Source organism: Citricoccus nitrophenolicus (assembly GCF_047305825.1).
GTDB classification, from domain to species: domain Bacteria; phylum Actinomycetota; class Actinomycetes; order Actinomycetales; family Micrococcaceae; genus Citricoccus; species Citricoccus nitrophenolicus.
In genome coordinates this window covers 1,085,676-1,104,440 of record NZ_CP063070.1, presented here as the reverse complement: position 1 = coordinate 1,104,440, position 18,765 = coordinate 1,085,676, and the positions used below count along the sequence as shown (strand labels likewise).

Annotated in this window: 12 protein-coding genes; 8 read left to right on the top strand and 4 right to left on the bottom strand. The window is 67.9% G+C overall.

Annotation, left to right across the window (positions count from 1 at the left end):
• Window positions 1–51 precede the first annotated feature (51 nt).
• The 3 genes from IMT31_RS05045 to IMT31_RS05035 are packed head-to-tail and all read right to left on the bottom strand — an operon-like array spanning window position 52 to window position 3,134.
• Complete coding sequence (locus tag IMT31_RS05045; RefSeq protein WP_345360664.1) at window positions 52–1,626, bottom strand: tripartite tricarboxylate transporter permease; 1,575 nt, start codon at window positions 1,624–1,626, stop codon at window positions 52–54.
• Entirely contained in the window at window positions 1,623–2,144 is a 522-nt protein-coding gene (locus tag IMT31_RS05040) for a tripartite tricarboxylate transporter TctB family protein (RefSeq protein ID WP_345360667.1), read from the bottom strand. Before IMT31_RS05040 ends, IMT31_RS05045 begins: the two co-directional genes overlap by 4 nt.
• Window positions 2,145–2,147: 3 nt before the next feature.
• Window positions 2,148–3,134: a tripartite tricarboxylate transporter substrate binding protein gene (locus tag IMT31_RS05035; RefSeq protein ID WP_345360670.1), complete on the bottom strand. Its 987-nt coding sequence runs from the start codon at window positions 3,132–3,134 to the stop codon at window positions 2,148–2,150.
• Between the two features lie 357 nt (window positions 3,135–3,491).
• Here IMT31_RS05035 and IMT31_RS05030 point away from each other — a divergent pair, with 357 nt between their 5' ends.
• The 7 genes from IMT31_RS05030 (at window position 3,492) to IMT31_RS05000 (ending at window position 15,901) form a co-directional block, all read left to right on the top strand.
• Window positions 3,492–4,544: a LacI family DNA-binding transcriptional regulator gene (locus IMT31_RS05030; protein ID WP_378109435.1), complete on the top strand. Its 1,053-nt coding sequence runs from the start codon at window positions 3,492–3,494 to the stop codon at window positions 4,542–4,544.
• A gap of 285 nt (window positions 4,545–4,829) precedes the next feature.
• On the top strand, window positions 4,830–5,351 hold the full coding sequence (gene rplJ, locus IMT31_RS05025; protein WP_345360676.1) for a 50S ribosomal protein L10: 522 nt from the start codon (window positions 4,830–4,832) through the stop codon (window positions 5,349–5,351).
• 84 nt (window positions 5,352–5,435) lie between these two features.
• Complete coding sequence (rplL, locus tag IMT31_RS05020) at window positions 5,436–5,819, top strand: 50S ribosomal protein L7/L12 (protein WP_345360679.1); 384 nt, start codon at window positions 5,436–5,438, stop codon at window positions 5,817–5,819.
• 194 nt (window positions 5,820–6,013) lie between these two features.
• Entirely contained in the window at window positions 6,014–7,216 is a 1,203-nt protein-coding gene (locus IMT31_RS05015; protein WP_413543981.1) for an acyltransferase family protein, read from the top strand.
• A gap of 176 nt (window positions 7,217–7,392) precedes the next feature.
• Window positions 7,393–10,914 (top strand): DNA-directed RNA polymerase subunit beta, encoded by a 3,522-nt coding sequence (gene rpoB / locus IMT31_RS05010; RefSeq protein WP_413543980.1) that lies wholly within the window; start codon window positions 7,393–7,395, stop codon window positions 10,912–10,914.
• 65 nt (window positions 10,915–10,979) lie between these two features.
• Window positions 10,980–14,876, top strand: coding sequence for a DNA-directed RNA polymerase subunit beta' (locus IMT31_RS05005; protein WP_345360688.1), 3,897 nt, complete (start codon window positions 10,980–10,982; stop codon window positions 14,874–14,876).
• A gap of 152 nt (window positions 14,877–15,028) precedes the next feature.
• Window positions 15,029–15,901 (top strand): aldo/keto reductase, encoded by an 873-nt coding sequence (locus IMT31_RS05000; protein ID WP_413543979.1) that lies wholly within the window; start codon window positions 15,029–15,031, stop codon window positions 15,899–15,901.
• 12 nt (window positions 15,902–15,913) lie between these two features.
• Here IMT31_RS05000 and IMT31_RS04995 read toward each other — a convergent pair whose 3' ends face one another.
• Entirely contained in the window at window positions 15,914–17,176 is a 1,263-nt protein-coding gene (locus tag IMT31_RS04995; protein ID WP_413543978.1) for a lipid II:glycine glycyltransferase FemX, read from the bottom strand.
• A 59-nt stretch (window positions 17,177–17,235) separates the two neighbouring features.
• Here IMT31_RS04995 and IMT31_RS04990 point away from each other — a divergent pair, with 59 nt between their 5' ends.
• A complete protein-coding gene (locus IMT31_RS04990) occupies window positions 17,236–18,582 on the top strand; it encodes a hypothetical protein (protein ID WP_413543977.1) in 1,347 nt (448 codons plus the stop codon).
• Window positions 18,583–18,765: the final 183 nt, after the last annotated feature.

The window sequence follows — 18,765 nt, the reverse complement described above, 5'->3', positions numbered from 1 at the left end:
GGCCCGCACCGGGAAGGTGCGGGCCGCCGTCGTGCGTGGAGGTGTCGATGCTCAGGGGATCAGGACCGAGAGGCCCTCGTCCTTGCCCGCCATGGCCTGCTTGCGGCGGATGCGCATGGCCCGCAGCGGTGGCAGGATCAGGGCGGCCGCCGAGATCGCGAGGAGCACCAGGGCGATGGGGCTGCCCAGGAACGCCTCCGGTCCGTCGCCGATCAGGGTGCGCCGCAGGTTGGACTCGGCCAGGGGTCCGAGGATCAGGCCCAGCACGGCGGGTCCGGCGGGGAAGCCGAAGCGGAGCATGAACAGCCCGATCACGCCCATGATCAGCATGACGAACACGTCGAAGATCGAGTTGCTGATGGAGTAGGTGCCGACCATGCAGAAGACCAGGATGATGACCCAGAGGTACTGGTTCTTCAGCTCGAGCAGCTTGACCATGGACTTCATGCGGACCAGGGACAGGCCCAGGGAGAGCACGGTGGCCACCAGCAGGATCATCGCCAGCGTGTAGACCAGGGACGGCTGGTTGGTGAACAGTGCCGGCCCTGGCTGGATGCCCCAGATCATCATGGAGCCGATCAGCACGGCCATCACCGAGTCGCCGGGGACACCGAGCGCCATGGTGGTGGTCACGGATCCGCCCAGGGTGGCCGTGGAGGAGGTGTCCGCCGCGGTCAGGCCCTCGATGGAGCCCTTGCCGTACTCCTCCTTGTGCTTGGAGAACCGTTTGGCGTTGTCCCAGGAGATGATCCCGGCGATGTCACCGCCCACGGCGGGGACCAGTCCCACCACGGAACCGGTGCCGGCGCCGATGCCCATGGACTTGAACAGCCGTCCGCCCAGGTCCCGTCCCGGCCACCAGGCGCCCATCTGGGAGATGGGCTTCTCCGCGGCCTTGTTCCGCTGGTGCGTGACCATCTGGTTGAGGACCTCGGCCAGGCCGAAGAGTCCGATGATCACGGGGATGAAGGGCACTCCGCCGTTGAGCTCGAGGATGCCCAGGGTGAAGCGCTGGTCCCCGGTGATCGGGTCGCGGCCCACGGTGGCCAGCATCAGGCCGAAGGCGCCGGCGACCAGGCCCTTGAAGATGCGGCCGGAGGAGACGCCGATCATCATGGTCAGCCCGAACACCACCAGGGCGAACAGCTCCGGCGGCCCGAACTCCCGGGCGAAGCCCGCCAGCGGGATGCCGAACAGGGACAGCACGATGATGCCGAAGACCATCCCGAACGCCGACCCCAGTGCGGAGGCCGTCATGGCCAGACCGGCCTTGCCCTGCTTGGCCAGCGGGTAGCCGTCGAAGGTGGTGGCGATCGAGGCCGGGGTGCCCGGGGTGTTGATGAGGATGGCCGGCACGCGGTCGCCGAACTGGGCGGCCACGTAGATGGTCAGCAGCACGGCCAGGCCCTGGATGGGCTCCATGGTCAGGGTGAAGCCGGAGGCCAGGGCCACGGCCATGGTGGCGGTGACGCCGGGAAAGGCGCCCACCAGCATGCCCACCAGCATGCCGAGGCCGATGAACAGCAGGGTGTCCCACTGCAGTACGGCCATGATGCCCTCGGTGACGGCATTGGCTGCCACCGGGAGGGGGAGGGGCGGGAGGGTGGTCAGGAGGTCGGGGATCACAGGGGTACCTCCAGCAGGACGATGAACAGGACGTGCAGGATCACGCCGATGATGAGGGGCAGGAAGACCAGTACCTTCCAGCTGCGGATCCCGTAGACCACCAGCAGCAGGAAGGTGGCCACCAGGGTGATCAACCAGAACTGGAGGACGTTGAACAGCAGCAGGTAGCCGATCAGCACCAGCCCGGTCAGGACCATCTGGCCGACGCCCCACCAGGTCATGTCGTCCGGGATGTCCGAGGGGCGGACCCCGCGCAGCACGTTGGTGAAGACCAGCAGGACGCCGAGTCCGATCAGGACCCAGGCCAACATGATCGGCCAGAACCGTGGCCCGATCCCGCCGCCGCGATCGGTGATCTCTCCGGCCATGATGAGCACCGCGACTCCCAGGCAGATCGCTGCCGCCACCGGGATCAGCTCCCGGAGCCGGTACGGCAGGTTCTTCAACAGCACGGCGTCCTCGGGGTGATCCCCGGGCCGCTCGGCAGTGCCGGCCGGCCCGGGGGTTTCGGTGGCCATGGATCAGTCCTGCTTCGACTGGGCGAGCTCGATCCAGGGGCCGTAGCGATCTTCCTCGGCCTGGATGAACTCGGTGAACTCCCCGGCCGGGACGGAGACCGGGACCAGGTTCGACTGCTCGATGACGGACTGGTAGTCCTCGTTCTCCGTGGCCGCGGCGATGGCGTCGGACAGGGTCTGGACCACATCGTCCGGGGTGCCGGCCGGGGCCATCAGGCCGGTGAAGGAGGCGTTCTGCAGGTCGACGCCCTGCTCGGCGGCGGTCGGCACGTCCGGGTAGTCCTCCTGCCGTTCCTCGGAGAGCACGGCCAGATAGCGCAGCTCTCCGCCGTCCACCTGGGCCTTCTGTGAGCCCATGGCATCGATGGAGAAGTCGACGTCACCGGCGGCTGCGGCGGCGATGGACGGAGCCGAGCCGTCGAAGGGCACGTTGGTCAGTTCGATTCCGGCCATCTCCTGGAAGCCCTGAGCCGGGTTGTCCCACACGGACCCGACTCCGGGGGAGGAGTAGGTGATCTCGCCCGGGGCGTCCTTCGCGGCGTCGATCAGGTCCTGGAGCGTCTCATAGGGGCTGTCCGTCGGTACGGCGATCGCCCCGGGTCCTTCGAGGATCTTGCCGAGGAACGCGTAGTCCTCCGGGGCGATGTCGTAGTCCATGAACTGCAGTGTGGCCACCTCGGCGCCCAACATGGACAGGTTGTAGCCGTCTGGCTCCTGCTCCTTGAGCCAGTTGTAGCCCACGGAGCCGTTGGCGCCGGGACGGTTCTCCACGATGACGCTGACACCGAGCTCGTCCTCGAGCAGCGGGGCCAGGGTGCGGGCCGAGAGGTCTCCGGAGCCGCCGGCGGCCCACGGGACCACGAGGCGGACATCCTGGGTGGGGTACTCGTCCCCCTCGCCGGAACCGCCGGCGTTGTCGGCACAACCGGACAGCAACAGTCCGGCGACGGCCAGAGCGGCCGTGGAGGTCATCAGGGTGCGTCGTTTCATGTCGGTCTCCTGGGAATCCATGAGGGATGCGTGGGATGCGTGGGATGCGTGGAATGCGTTGAGTGGTGCGGGTGAGGGCCACGGTCGGTGGTGATGGCCATCACAGATGAGGGGGTGCACAGCAGAATGGCACGGATGGTCTGGTCGAGGCCAGTCGATTGCCATAATTTGCGGAAATGGACGGTGATGCCCTGCAGTACCAGTGGATCTTCGCTGGACGGCGTGTGGCAAGTCATGGAAAGATCCTGCACACCACGCAGCCAACTGAGTGTCGTGGGTCCCGTGGGTGCCAGCGCCATCCCCTGGGGATTCGCCCGACCGTTCGTCCTGACAAAGGTTGACACCGCCATGGATCCAATGCAGAACGCCGTATCGGACGGTTCGCCACGTGGTGCGCGCGGTGCTTCACCGGCTGCTCGGGTGCGGCTGGAGGACGTGGCCCGGTCCGCCGGGGTGGCCCCGTCCACGGTCTCGCGGGCCTTCACCCGGCCGGAGCGGGTGAACTTCCAGACGGTGGAGCGCGTCATGGAGGCCGCCGACCGGCTCGGCTACCGCCGCGAGCCGCCACGGCCCGCCCTGGCCGCCACGGCATCCGGCGCACGGAGCTTCAATCTGCTGGTGCAGGACCTGGCCAATCCCTTCTTCGCCGACCTCATCAAGGGTGCTGTCAGCCAAGCCCGTTCGGCGGGCTACCTCGTGACCCTGGGGGACGCCGAGGAGTCGGCCACCGTGGAGCGCACCCACCTGGAGCGGATGACCGCGGACACGAACGGGATGATCGCCGCGGCCCGGTGGACCTCGGATGCCGAGCTGCGGGAGATGGCGCGCCGGCGGCCGCTGGTCCTGTTCAATCGGGAGGTGCCCGGGGTCAGCTCGGTGGCGGCCGGGGACGCCGATTCCAGCCGTCAGCTCATCGAGCACCTCCATGCGCTCGGGCACCGGCGGATCGTCTACTGCGCCGGCCCGCACAACGCGTGGAGCAACACCCTGCGTCAGCGGGCGCAGGACGAGGCGGCCCTGGAGCTGGGGGTGGAGCTGATCAATGTGGGCCCCTTCAAGCCACTGCACGGGCAGGGGGCCGCGGCCGGTGCCCTGGCCTGGTCTCGCCGGCCGAGCGCGATCATCGGCTACAACGACCAGCTGGCCATCGGCATCCTCCGGCACCTGCTGTCCCTGGGGGTGGAGGTTCCCGGGCAGGTCTCCGTGGCCGGATATGACAACAATTTCGCGTCCGGGTTCGTGCATTCCGGGCTGACGTGCGTGGACGCCCCCGTGGAACAGGCCGGCCGTGCGGCCGTGGACCTGCTCCTGAGCATGATGGCGGGCTCCCAGGAGGTGCACCAGCTGCGGCTGCCCGCAGGATTCCACTTCCGGGGGTCCACCGGTCCGGCACCCACCACGCACCGTTGATGCCGGAGTTGGTGCCGGAGCTCGATTTGGTGACCGGCCCCGTTCGGACTATCGTGGGGGGAACCAAAGACCGCCGGTCGATGGCTGAGCCTGGAATCCCTGAGATCTCCGGACGAGGCCACCGTAAAGCCCTCCATACGGAGGCGGCCTGCGCAGGTGACTACTGAGCAACGCGAACGGCCTCTATCGGCCCGTCCTGCCACGCCCCGTGCACCTGCACGGGGCGTTTTTCGTTGTCTAGTCCTCTAGAGGGGGAACCGGCCCCACTGCAATGGAAGGAGTGCCATGGCGACGTCTGAGAAGAACGCTGTTGTGGCGGAGTTGGCGGAACTGTTCCGCACCTCCACCGCAGCCGTGCTGACGGAATACCGTGGTCTCACCGTGGCGGAGCTCAAGGAGCTTCGCCGTGCACTCGGTGAGAACGCGACCTATGCCGTGGTGAAGAACACGCTCACTGAGCTTGCGGCCGATCAGGCCGGCGTCGATGCCTTCAAGGGCAAGATGACCGGTCCGTCCGCGATCGCCTTCGTCTCCGGTGATCCGGTGGACGCGGCCAAGGCGATGCGTGACTTTGCCAAGACCCACGACGCGCTGGTCGTCAAGGGTGGCTACATGGAGGGCCAGTTCCTCGATGCAGCCGGCATGAAGAAGCTCGCGGACCTCGAGTCCCGCGAGGTCCTGCTGGCCAAGCTGGCGGGTGCCATGAAGGGCAACCTCCACAAGGCTGCCTACATGTTCCAGGCCCCGCTCTCGCAGGCCGTCCGCACCGTGGACGCACTGCGCGCGAAGGTCGAAGAGCAGGCCTGAAGCCCCCCGGCCGCTGGCGCGGCCAACACACCATCACATCCGTGAAAACTCATCCGTGATCGCACGGAAGTAAAGGAGCCAACCATGGCTAAGCTGTCCACCGAAGAACTGCTCGAGGCCTTCTCTGAGCTGTCCCTCATCGAGCTCTCCGAGTTCGTCAAGGCCTTCGAGGAGAAGTTCGAGGTCACCGCTGCCGCTCCGGTCGCCGCTGCCGGCGCCGCTCCGGTCGCCGCAGCCGCCGAGGCCGAGGAGGAGCAGACCGAGTTCGACGTCGTCCTCGAGGCCGCCGGCGACAAGAAGATCGGCGTCATCAAGGAGGTCCGCGCACTGACCTCCCTGGGTCTGAAGGAAGCCAAGGACCTGGTCGACTCCGCTCCGAAGGCCGTCCTGGAGGGCGTCAACAAGGAGACTGCCGACAAGGCCAAGGAGCAGCTCGAGGGCGCTGGCGCCACCATCACCCTCAAGTGATCCCGGCGGCCCGGTGCTGACATCGGGCCGTTGTTCGCTTCAGCAGTACCCAGCTCGGCCCCATCCGATCCGCTTGCGCGGTGAGGGTGGGGCCGAACGGCGTTTAAGCCCCGGTTCTCAGCATTCGCCCAGACAGGGACCGTAGGGTCACGAAACGGTAAAGGTGAGGAGACGGTGAGGGAGGGCGCCGACCGATGGTCGCGACAAAGGAGATGCCGCGGGTCGACCCGGCGGTTCCGCAGGCCGAAGGCCAGGTGCGGGACCATGCACAACCGCCCGCGCCGGCCCCGCCCGCCCCTGGCCGGCCTCGCCTGGCGCTGTTGGACGGTCTCCGGCTGCTGGCCGCCCTCTCCGTGGTGTTGTTCCACTGGACGGCCTGGCACCACGGGCACTGGGGCCGTCACGGGGAGACCGCGGCCGAGGCCTGGCCGTGGCTCAGTCAGTTCAGCTCCGTGGGCGCCCTCGGCGTCCAGCTGTTCTTCGTCATCTCCGGCTTCGTCATCCTGCTCTCCTCCTTCGGCAAGTCGCCGGCGAGGTTCATCGGCTCCCGCGTCGGTCGCCTCTACCCGGCCTACTGGGTGGCCGTGCTCGCCACCTCCCTGCTGACGTTCGTGATCTGGCCGGAGATGGGCACCGAACGCACGCCGGCGGACATCCCGGCCAACCTGACGATGTTCCAGGGCGGGATGGGCGTCGGCCACATCGACGGCGTGTACTGGACCCTGTGGGTGGAGATGAAGTTCTACCTCTGGATCCTGGCCTTCACGCTGATCGGGATGACCGTGCGCCGGGTGCTGGTCTTCGCGGTGGCCTGGCCGCTGCTGGGCAATGTGCTCTACTTCATCCTCCAGTCCTCCGGACAGCAGGTGGCGTGGGTGGAGCACGTCTTCTTCCCGCAGTACTCGGCCCTCTTCGCCGGCGGGATGGCCCTCTTCCTGATCTTCAGGTTCGGGCACACGCCGCTGCGCTGGGTGGCCCTGGTGGTGAACGTGGTGGTGGGTGGCCTCTGGTCCGCCCGGGTGCAGCAGCCGGAGACCGTGGAGCTCACCGGATATGACTACCCCTTCTGGCTGTTCGTGGGGATCACGGCAGGGCTGTTCGCGCTGGTGGCCGTGATGGTGCTGACCCCACTGGCCAGGGTGCGGGTGCCCGGGATGACCCTGGCGGGCCAGCTGACCTACCCCGTCTATCTCCTCCACCAGCTGTGGGGGTGGTGGCTCATCATGCTCCTCTCGCCGCACCTGCCTCGAGGGGTCGTCCTGGCGGCGTCCCTGGCCGCCGTGCTTCTGGCAGCGTGGACGCTGCACCGCTGGGTTGAGCGCCCGCTGGGGCCGCGGCTGCAGCGGGCGGTGACGGCCGGCGTCGGGAGGTTGGACTTCTTGTCCTCCAGCCGTTAGCATGGTTCCTTACGTCTCCCCTCAGTCCACTGTGTCGTGCCATCGGTGCTGCCTTCAAGGCGCCGAGGTGCTGCGGTGTGGCGTCCGGTCTGGCCTTCAAATAGCGGTGGGCCCCGGCGTTGTGGACTGCAGTGGGGAGGGCACGGAAGTACAGACGGTCTGTGGAAGGATCCCTCTTGGTCGCCTCGAGCACCTCAAATACCGAAACCGCTAATTTCCCCGGGGGCGTCTCGCCCCGCTCCGGCGCCAGTGCCGGCCGAATCTCGTTCGCGAAGATTCATGAGCCGCTGGACGTTCCGGACCTGTTGGCCCTGCAGACCGAGTCCTTCGACCGGCTCGTGGGCAACGACCGCTGGACCGAGCGGGTGAACCATGCACAGTCGATCGGTGACGACTCCGTGGCCGTCACCTCCGGCTTCTCCGACATCTTCGAGGAGATCTCCCCGATCGAGGACTTCCAGGGCACCATGTCCCTGTCCTTCACCGATCCGGAGTTCTCGGACCCGAAGATGCCGGTGGACGAGTGCAAGGAGCGCGACACCACCTACGCCGCGCCGCTGTACGTCAAGGCCGAGTTCATGAACAACAACACCGGCGAGATCAAGCAGCAGACGGTGTTCATGGGCGATTTCCCGCTCATGACGGACAAGGGCACCTTCGTCATCAACGGCACCGAGCGCGTGGTCGTCTCCCAGCTCGTCCGTTCCCCCGGCGCCTACTTCGAGCGCACCCCGGACAAGACCAGTGACAAGGACATCTTCACCGCGAAGATCATCCCGTCCCGCGGTGCCTGGTTCGAGCTCGAGGTGGACAAGCGTGACCAGGTGGGCGTCCGCCTGGACCGCAAGCGCAAGCAGCCCGTGACCGTGCTGCTCAAGGCCATGGGTTGGTCCGAGTCCCGCATCCTGGAGGAGTTCGGCCAGTACGACTCCATCCGCGCCACCCTCGAGAAGGATCCCACCGAGGGCCAGAACGAGGCACTGCTGGACATCTACCGCAAGCTCCGCCCGGGCGAGCCCGCGGCCGTGGACGCCGCGCAGAACCTGTTGAACAACCTGTACTTCACCCCGAAGCGCTACGACCTGGCGAAGGTGGGCCGGTACAAGCTCAACCGGAAGCTCGGCGTGGACATGCCGCTGTCCGATCCGAACGCCTCCGTGCTGACCGAGGATGACATCATCCAGATGGTCCACTTCATCGTGGCCCTGCATGCCGGCGAGAAGTCGATCACCGGCAAGCGTGCAGGCGAGGACGTCGAGATCCGCGCCGAGGTCGATGACATCGACCACTTCGGCAACCGTCGCATCCGCGCCGTGGGCGAGCTGATCGAGAACCAGATCCGCACGGGCCTGTCCCGTATGGAGCGCGTGGTGCGCGAGCGCATGACCACCCAGGACGTGGAGGCGATCACCCCGCAGACCCTGATCAACATCCGCCCCGTGGTGGCCTCGATCAAGGAGTTCTTCGGGACCTCCCAGCTGTCCCAGTTCATGGACCAGAACAACCCGCTCGCGGGCCTGACCCACAAGCGCCGCCTGTCCGCGCTCGGCCCGGGCGGCCTGTCCCGTGACCGCGCCGGCATGGAAGTCCGTGACGTGCACCCGTCCCACTACGGCCGCATGTGCCCCATCGAGACCCCGGAAGGCCCGAACATCGGCCTGATCGGCTCGCTGGCCACCTTCGGGCGCATCAACCCCTTCGGCTTCATCGAGACGCCGTACCGCAAGGTCGTGGACGGCGTCGTCACGGAGCAGGTCGACTACCTGACGGCCGACGACGAGCTGGACGCCCAGATCGCCCAGGCCAACGCCCCGCTGAACGAGGACGGCTCCTTCGCCGAGGACCTCGTGCTCTGCCGCCAGCGCGGCGGCAGCGGTGAACCGGTGCTGTCCGGCGTGGATGACATCGACTACATGGACGTCTCCCCGCGGCAGATGGTCTCGGCCGCCACGGCGCTCATCCCCTTCCTGGAGCACGATGACGCCAACCGCGCCCTGATGGGTGCGAACATGCAGCGTCAGGCCGTGCCGCTGCTCCAGGCCGAGGCGCCCCTGGTGGGCACCGGCATGGAGAAGTACATCGCGGTGGACGCCGGTGACTCCATCACGGCCGATGCCCCCGGTGTGGTGACCGAGGTCGCCGCCGATCTCGTGACCGTCATGAATGACGACGGCACCATGCGCCATTACCCGATCATGAAGTTCGCACGCTCCAACCAGGGCAACGCCTACAACCAGCGCGTGCGGGTCACCGAGGGCGATCGCGTGGAGAAGCTCTCGGTCATCGCCGACGGTCCGGCCACGGACCACGGCGAGCTGGCGCTCGGCAAGAACCTGCTGGTGGCCTTCATGCCCTGGGAGGGCCTGAACTACGAGGACGCCATCATCCTGTCCCAGCGCATGGTCTCCGAGGACGTGCTCACCTCGATCCACATCGAGGAGCACGAGGTGGACGCCCGTGACACCAAGCTGGGCGCCGAGGAGGTCACCCGGGACATCCCGAACGTCTCCGACGAGGTGCTGGCCCAGCTCGACGAGCGCGGCATCATCCACATCGGTGCCGAGGTCGAGGCCGGGGACATCCTGGTCGGCCGCGTGACCCCGAAGGGCGAGACGGAACTGACCCCGGAGGAGCGGCTGCTGCGCGCCATCTTCGGCGAGAAGTCCCGCGAGGTCCGTGACACCTCCCTGAAGGTGCCCCACGGCGAGTCCGGCACCGTGATCGGTGTGCGCATCTTCGATCGCGACGAGGACGACGACCTGCCCCCGGGCGTGAACCAGCTGGTCCGCGTCTACGTGGCCCAGAAGCGCAAGATCACGGACGGCGACAAGATGGCCGGCCGCCACGGCAACAAGGGCGTCATCTCCAAGATCCTGCCGGCGGAGGACATGCCGTTCCTCGAGGACGGCACCCCGGTGGACATCATCCTGAACCCCCTGGGCGTTCCGGGGCGTATGAACCTGGGCCAGGTCATGGAGCTGCACCTGGGCTGGGCCGCCTCCCGCGGCTGGGACATCCAGGGCGAGCCCGAGTGGATCAAGGACCTGCCGAACTTCCCGCGGTCCTCCGGTCCGGTGAACGTGGCCACCCCGGTGTTCGACGGTGCCGAGGCCCACGAGATCGAGGGCCTGCTCGGCCACGTCAACGTCACCCGTGACGGTGATCGTCTGATGGGCACCAACGGCAAGGCCACCCTGTTCGACGGCCGTTCCGGCGAGCCGTTCCCGGACCCGGTCTCCGTGGGCTACATGTACATGCTGAAGCTGCACCACCTGGTGGATGACAAGATCCACGCTCGGTCCACCGGCCCGTACTCCATGATCACGCAGCAGCCGCTGGGTGGTAAGGCGCAGTTCGGTGGCCAGCGCTTCGGTGAGATGGAGGTCTGGGCCCTGGAGGCGTACGGCGCCGCCTACACGCTGCAGGAGCTCCTGACCATCAAGTCGGATGACATCCATGGTCGTGTGAAGGTCTACGAGGCCATTGTGAAGGGGGAGAACATCCCGGAGCCGGGCGTTCCCGAGTCCTTCAAGGTCCTCATCAAGGAGATGCAGTCGCTGTGCCTGAACGTGGAGGTCCTCTCCGCCGACGGCACCACGATTGAAATGCGTGACTCGGACGATGAAGTCTTCCGGGCCGCCGAGGAACTGGGCATTGACCTGTCCCACGCCGAGCCCAGCTCGGTCGAAGAGGTCTGAGACTCCCTCCGTTCCCCGCCCCACCAAGACTTCATCAACGTTACGAATCAGGAGTTCAACGGACCATGTCCAACGACAACTCATCATTTGGCCACATGCGTATCGGCCTCGCGACCGCGGACGAGATCCGCAATTGGTCCTTCGGCGAGGTCAAGAAGCCCGAGACCATCAACTACCGCACCCTGAAGCCGGAGAAGGACGGACTCTTCTGCGAGAAGATCTTCGGCCCCACCCGGGACTGGGAGTGCTACTGCGGCAAGTACAAGCGCGTTCGCTTCAAGGGCATCATCTGTGAGCGCTGCGGCGTCGAGGTGACCCGCTCCAAGGTCCGCCGCGAGCGGATGGGCCACATCGAGCTGGCCGCCCCGGTCACCCACATCTGGTACTTCAAGGGCGTGCCCTCCCGTCTGGGCTACCTGCTGGACCTGGCCCCGAAGGATCTCGAGAAGATCATCTACTTCGCGGCCTACATGATCACCTCGGTGGACGAGGAGGCCCGCCACGCGGACCTGCCGAACCTGCAGGCCGAGCATGACCAGGAGACCCGGCACCTGGCGGACACGCGCGATGCCGACATCGCCGCGATCGCCGGTGACCTGGAGAAGGACCTGGCCAAACTGGAGGCCGAGGGCGCCAAGGCCGCAGAGAAGAAGAAGGCCCGGGACGCCGCGGACAAGACCATGGCGCAGATCCGCAAGCGGGCCGACGCCGAGCTGGACCGGATGGAGAAGATCTGGGACAGCTTCAAGAACCTCAAGGTCGCCGACCTCGAGGGCGATGAGGGCCTGTTCCGTGCCATGCGTGACAAGTACGGTCAGTACTTCGAGGGCTCCATGGGCGCGGAGTCCATCAAGAAGCGTCTGGAGAACTTCGACCTGGTGGCCGAGGCGGAGTCCCTGCGTGAGACCATCAAGACCGGCAAGGGCCAGCGCAAGACCCGCGCGCTGAAGCGCCTGAAGGTCGTCAACGCGTTCCTCATCACGGACAACTCGCCGCTGGGCATGGTCCTGGACGCCGTTCCGGTGATCCCGCCGGAGCTGCGCCCGATGGTGCAGCTGGACGGTGGCCGCTTCGCGACCTCCGACCTGAACGACCTGTACCGCCGCGTGATCAACCGCAACAACCGCCTGAAGCGCCTGCTGGACCTCGGTGCCCCCGAAATCATCGTGAACAACGAGAAGCGCATGCTCCAGGAGGCTGTGGACTCCCTGTTCGACAACGGCCGCCGCGGCCGTCCGGTCACCGGGCCGGGCAACCGCCCGCTGAAGTCGCTGTCCGACATGCTCAAGGGCAAGCAGGGCCGTTTCCGTCAGAACCTGCTCGGCAAGCGCGTGGACTACTCCGGCCGTTCCGTGATCGTGGTGGGCCCGCAGCTCAAGCTGCACCAGTGCGGCCTGCCGAAGCAGATGGCTCTGGAGCTGTTCAAGCCCTTCGTCATGAAGCGCCTGGTGGACCTGAACCACGCCCAGAACATCAAGTCCGCCAAGCGGATGGTGGAGCGCTTCCGCCCGCAGGTGTGGGACGTGCTCGAGGAGGTCATCACCGAGCACCCGGTGCTGCTGAACCGTGCACCCACCCTGCACCGCCTCGGCATCCAGGCCTTCGAGCCGATGCTGGTGGAGGGCAAGGCACTGCAGCTGCACCCGCTGGTCTGTGGCGCGTTCAACGCCGACTTCGACGGTGACCAGATGGCAGTTCACCTGCCGCTGAGCCCCGAGGCGCAGGCCGAGGCGCGGCTGCTGATGCTCTCGAGCCACAACATCCTGAAGCCCTCCGACGGCCGCGCCGTGGCCGTCCCGGCCCAGGACATGATCATCGGCCTCAACCACCTCACCACCGTGCGTGAGGACGAGGCCGGTGCCGGCACCGAGTACTCCTCCGTCGCCGAGGCCTTGATGGCCTTCGACGCGGATCAGCTGCACCTGAACGCCCCGGCGAAGATCACCGTGGAGGGCTTCGTCCCGTCCGCCCAGGCCCCGGCCCCCGAGGGCTGGGAGCAGGGCACCCCGGTGGTCCTGGAGACCACCCTGGGCGTGGTGCTGTTCAACGAGCTGCTTCCGGCCGACTACCCGTGGCTGTCCACCCAGGCGACCAAGGGCACCCTCGGCGCCCTGGTCAACGACCTGGCGGAGCGGTACCCGATGGTGCAGACCGCCGCGACCCTGGACAACCTCAAGGACGCCGGTTTCCACTGGGGTACCTGGTCGGGCGTCACCGTGGCGATCTCGGACATCACCTCGGACTTCGACAAGGCGGCCATCATGGCCGGCTACGAGGACCAGGCGCTCAAGGTCCAGGCTCAGTACGACAAGGGCCTGATCGCGGACGAGGAGCGGCGCTCCGAGCTGATCGACATCTGGAACAAGGCCACCGACGAGGTCGCCGCGGCCATGAAGGACGGTCTGCCGAAGCTCAACACCATCAACCGCATGGTGACCTCCGGCGCCCGTGGTAACTGGCTGCAGGTCCGGCAGATCGCGGGCATCCGTGGTCTGGTGGCCAACCCGCAGGGTGAGATCATCCCGCGTCCGATCAAGTCCTCGTACCGCGAGGGCCTGTCCGTGCTCGAGTACTTCATCGCCACCCACGGTGCCCGCAAGGGTCTCGCGGACACCGCGCTGAAGACCGCCAACTCGGGTTACCTGACCCGTCGTCTGGTGGACGTGTCCCAGGACGTCATCGTCCGCGAGGAGGACTGCGGCACTGAGCGCGGCCTGACCGAGGTCATCGGTGTGCCGAATGCCGACGGCGAGCTGGTGCGCCACGAGACCGTGGAGAACTCCTCGTTCGCGCGGTCGCTGGCCGTGGACGTCGTGGCCGAGGACGGTACCGTGCTGGGCCAGGCCGGCGAGGCCATCGGCGACATCGCCATCGATGCGTTCATCGAGGCCGGCATCACCGAGATCAAGGTGCGCTCCGTGCTCACCTGCGAGTCCGCCGTCGGGACCTGTGCCAAGTGCTACGGACGTTCCATGGCCACCGGCCAGCTGGTGGACATCGGTGAGGCCGTGGGCATCATCGCCGCCCAGTCCATCGGTGAGCCGGGCACCCAGCTCACCATGCGGACCTTCCACACCGGTGGTGTGGCCTCCGCGGACGACATCACCCAGGGCCTGCCCCGTATCCAGGAGCTCTTCGAGGCCCGTACCCCGAAGGGCGTGGCGCCGATCTCCGAGGTCGCCGGCCGCGTGACCATCGAGGACGGCGAGAAGCAGCTGCGCCTGGTGCTCACCCCGGATGACGGTTCCGAGGAGATCGCCTACCCGGTGCTGCGCCGCGCGCGCCTGTTGGTGGCAGACGGCGAGCACGTGGCCGTCGGCACCCAGCTGGTGGCCGGTGCCGTGGACCCGAAGCAGGTGCTGCGCGTGCTCGGTCCCCGGGCCGCCCAGAAGTTCCTGGTCCAGGAGGTCCAGGACGTGTACCAGTCCCAGGGTGTGGGCATCCACGACAAGCATGTGGAGGTCATCGTCCGGCAGATGCTGCGGCGCATCACCGTCATCGAGTCGGGGGAGACCAACCTCCTGCCGGGCGAGCTGACGGACCGCACGCGGTTCACCGCGGCGAACCGCCAGGCCGTGGCCGAGGGTCGCCAGCCGGCCTCGGGCCGTGACGAGCTCATGGGCATCACCAAGGCCTCGCTCGCCACCGACTCGTGGCTGTCCGCCGCGTCCTTCCAGGAGACCACCCGCGTGCTGACGCAGGCGGCCATGGAGGGCAAGTCGGATCCGCTGCTGGGCCTGAAGGAGAACGTGATCATCGGCAAGCTGATCCCGGCCGGCACCGGCCTGGACCGCTACACGAAGGTCAATGTGGAGCCCACCGAGGAGGCCAAGGCCAACCTGTTCACCGGGCCGGCCGGCTTCGCGGACTTCGACTACCCCGGACTGGACCAGTCCGGCACGCCGGAGTTCCACGCGATCAGCCTGGACGACTACGGCATGGGCGGCGACTTCCGCGGCTGATGACTGATCAGGCGGGCTGACGCCCGTCTGCCAAGCGCAAAGTGACCTGACCCCCACCGTTGTGACGGGGGCAGGTCACTTTGTGTTTTAAGAAGCTCGGTAACAAGCTCGGTGCTTTATGGACACTGCGGCGGCATGGCAGGCTGGGTGCCATGACCACCCAGATCTCTGCTCCCCTCAACGGCACCAACATCCCCGACGGCGAGACTTCGGGAGACGCCGGAGTGCGCATCCCACTCCTCGGCCTCGGCACGTGGCCGATGACCGGCGACGAGTGCACCGAGGCGGTCTCCTCCGCCCTCGAGGCCGGCTACCGCCATCTCGACACGGCGGAGAACTACGGCAACGAGGACGCGGTGGGGCGGGCCGTCGTCGGGTCCGGGCTCGCACGGGACGAGGTGTTCGTGACCTCGAAGTTCAATCGCCGGTGGCACGGGCCGGTGGACAGCGTGCGTGCCGGGCTGGAGGCCGCACTCGAGCGCGCCGGCCTGGACTACTTCGACCTGTACCTGGTGCACTGGCCCAATCCGGATCAGGGCAGTTACGTGCAGGCCTGCGAGTCCTTGGTCGAGCTGACCGGCACTGGGCTCATCCGCTCCTGGGGCGTCTCGAACTACAAGCCGGCCCACCTTCAGCAGGTGCTGGAGGCGGGGCTCGTGCCGGCCGTCAACCAGATCCACTGCCAGCCGCTGTTCGCCCAGCCGCATGTGCAGGAGGCCAACGCCGCCGCCGGCGTGCTGACGGCGGCCTACACGCCGATCGGCCGGGGCAGTGAGCTGCTGCAGCAGCCGGCGATCACGCGGATCGCCTCACGGCTGGGCCGGACACCCGCCCAGGTGGTGCTGCGCTGGCACGTGCAGCAGGGTCGGATCGCCCTGCCGAAGTCGGCGGATCCGCAGCGGCAGCGGGAGAACCTGGACGTGTTCTCCTTCGAGTTGACCGCGGAGGACCTGGCGACCGTGGACGCGCTGGATTCGGCGACCCCGTCCGATTCGTTCATGGACGCGGACGAGTTCGGGCACTAGGGCTGTCCGGCCTCAGCCCCGGCGGGCCATGTACAGGTTGAACGCCGCGGCCAGGGGCCGGTTCACGGGGTAGTCCCACTCGCCGTAGGTCTGGATGACGTCCGCCCCCATGGTGGTCTTGAAGCGGGTCAGTCCGGCCAACTCGTACTCGGGATCCAGGGACGGGGACATCCCGCCGAGGTCGAACCAGGTACAGCCGGCCGCCAGGGAGTCCTGGATCTGGCGCAGCTGCAGGGCGCGCGGGGCGTAGCGCTTGCGTTCCTCGGAGGAGGAGGCCCCGTAGACGTACCAGCCGAACTGGGCCTGGCGTACGTAGATGGCGGCGGCGAGCAGCTGATCCCCGTGGTGGGCCAGGTACAGGGTGCACTCGGTGTCCGCTGCCGTCTCCTCGGGGCCTCCGGCGTTGAGCTCGGAGAACATGCGCTGGAAGTAGGACAGGGGCCGGCCGGTGAAGCCGTCCCGGCTGGCCGTCTCCTCGTACAGGGACTGCCACGCGGGCAGGTCCTCGGCCGTCCCCACGGTGACGGTCAGTTCGGAGCGGGTGGACTTGCGGGTCTGACGGCGGGAGGTGGAGTCCATCCGGTTCAGGGCGGCCTCGAGGGCGGGGGACTCGCCGTTCTTGTTGGGTTCCACGGGCGTGCCGTCCGGTCCGGGGACGTCCAGCTCCGGCTGGAGCGGGATGCGGGCCTGGAACTGGGGTTGGCCGGCCTCGAAGTCCTCGGACTCGGCGGGCGCCCGCCAGCCCAGGGCGGTGAGGCGCGCGCGGACGTCCTCGGCCTCCGGGGCGGTGTGGATCGGTTCCAACTGGGTGACCGAACGGTGTTCGCCGGCGGCCAGGGCGCGGCGCACCTCGGCGCCGTCCCAGCGGTTCACCACGCCCGGCAGCCCGATCCGGACCAGGAACGCGCCCCGGGACTTCAGGTACTGGACGAGGGGGGCCAGGACGGACTCCAGCTGCACTGACGAATCTCCGCCGGTGCGGTCGAACACGGGACCCTCGGCGATGTACGCCAGGGATCGGTTCTTCAGCACCGGCACGGGGATAGGCAGCCGCCGGAACAGGACCAGGGCGGTGGCGCGGAGGGTCTCACCGTCGTAGAAGCCCACGGAGTCCCCGCGCCAGTCGATCTTCACACCGGGCCACTGCGGGTTCTGGAGGAAGGAGGCCTCGGGGTGTTCCGCCAGGAAACGGCCGTGCTCGGCGCGGGTGATCCGGCGGGCGGTGAGTGGGCGCGAGCTGGCGGCGGTACGGGGGGTGGGGTCTTGATCTGGCACGCCCCCACCCTAGCCTCCGAGGGCCGCCGTCGCCGGTAGCCGCCGGTAGGATCGAGGCCATGGCTTCAACCGTGGTACCCGCCGAACAACCCTTCGTCCCCGTGATCACCGGTGGTGACGTGGGCGCGTACTCCCTGGCGCGTGAGTTCCACGAGGCGTATGGCGTGATCTCCGCCGTGGTGCCCACCACGGTGAACCGCAACCTGCGGTACTCGCGGATCCTGCAGGCCTTCCCCGCCGGCCCGATGACGGAGGAAGGGCCCGTGATCGACGCGCTCGTGCGCGTGGCGGGCCAGCTGAGGGGGCAGGACCGGCCCCTGTTGCTGTTGGCCAGTTACGACCACCTGGTGCGGTTCGCCGTCCGCCACCGCGCCACGCTGGAGGCTGCGGGATACACGGTGCCCTACCCGGACGAGGACGCCCTGGACGCGGCGGCCCTGAAGGAGAACTTCTACGCGCTCTGCGAGCGGCTGGGGGTGCCCTACCCGAAGACCGCCACCTACGACGCCGGCCATCACACCGGCCAGGCCGCCCGCCGGTTCGCTGACGGGCTGGGAGACAGGCCGGCGGACGGGTTGGAGGAGGGGGGCACCGGAGCGGCCGGCGTCCGGTTCCCCGTGATCCTCAAGGCCGGCGACGGCGGGGCCTGGGCGGACATCCGCTTCGAGGGCCGGCGCAAGGTACACGTGGTCGGGGAGGACGGCGGCGCCGCCGAGATCGAGCGGCTCGTCACCCTCGCGAGCGAGGCCGGCTACTCGGGTTCGCTGATCGTCCAGGAACTCGTGCCGGGGCCCGACTCCCAACTGGGCATCGCCACGTTCTTCCGGGACGGCACGGGGGCCACCCGCCTCGTCTCCTACGGTGAGGTGATCGTGGAGGACCACGCACCCGGTACCGAGGGCAACGCCCGCGCCGTGCTGGCTGGGCGTCACCCCGTCATCACCACGATGGGGACGGCCCTGCTGGACGCCCTGGACTGGCGCGGATTCGCCATGTTCGACACCAAGATCGATCCCCGTACCGGCCAGCCGCAGTTCCTGGAGATGAACCCGCGGCTGGGGCGGAACCACTACTACCTCACGGCGTCCGGCGCGAACCCGGCGCCGTATCTGGTGGAGGAGTACCTGGGCGCGGAGAACCTCACCGGGCTGGACACCGGGCTCGTCACCCCCGGGCTCGTCACCACCGCCGGTCCGGCCCTGACCACCACCATCCCGATGTCCCTCGTGCGGCGGCATGCCACCGAGTCCCAGCGCCAGCGCATCCGCCAGGCGGCGCAGCAGGGGAGGGTCGTCCGCCCCTTCTCCTATGACGCGGACCGGGACCTGCGCCGGGAGGCCTACCACCGGGCCACCGAGCTCAACTCCCTGCGGGTCTTCCGGAATCATCCGGCGCCGGAGGCCTGAGTTTCAGCACCACCGGCGGCAGGTGGTAGGCTGTACTCAATTGTTTTTGTGTGGCACCAGGGACACAGTCCGGGTTGCGGGGTTCTTGCGCAACGAATGCCACACTTTTGCACGCCTGCGGTCGTTCACGCGAACCCCCTCGGGTGCGAACGAAACGACCATCAGCAGTCCAGGTTGACGCGG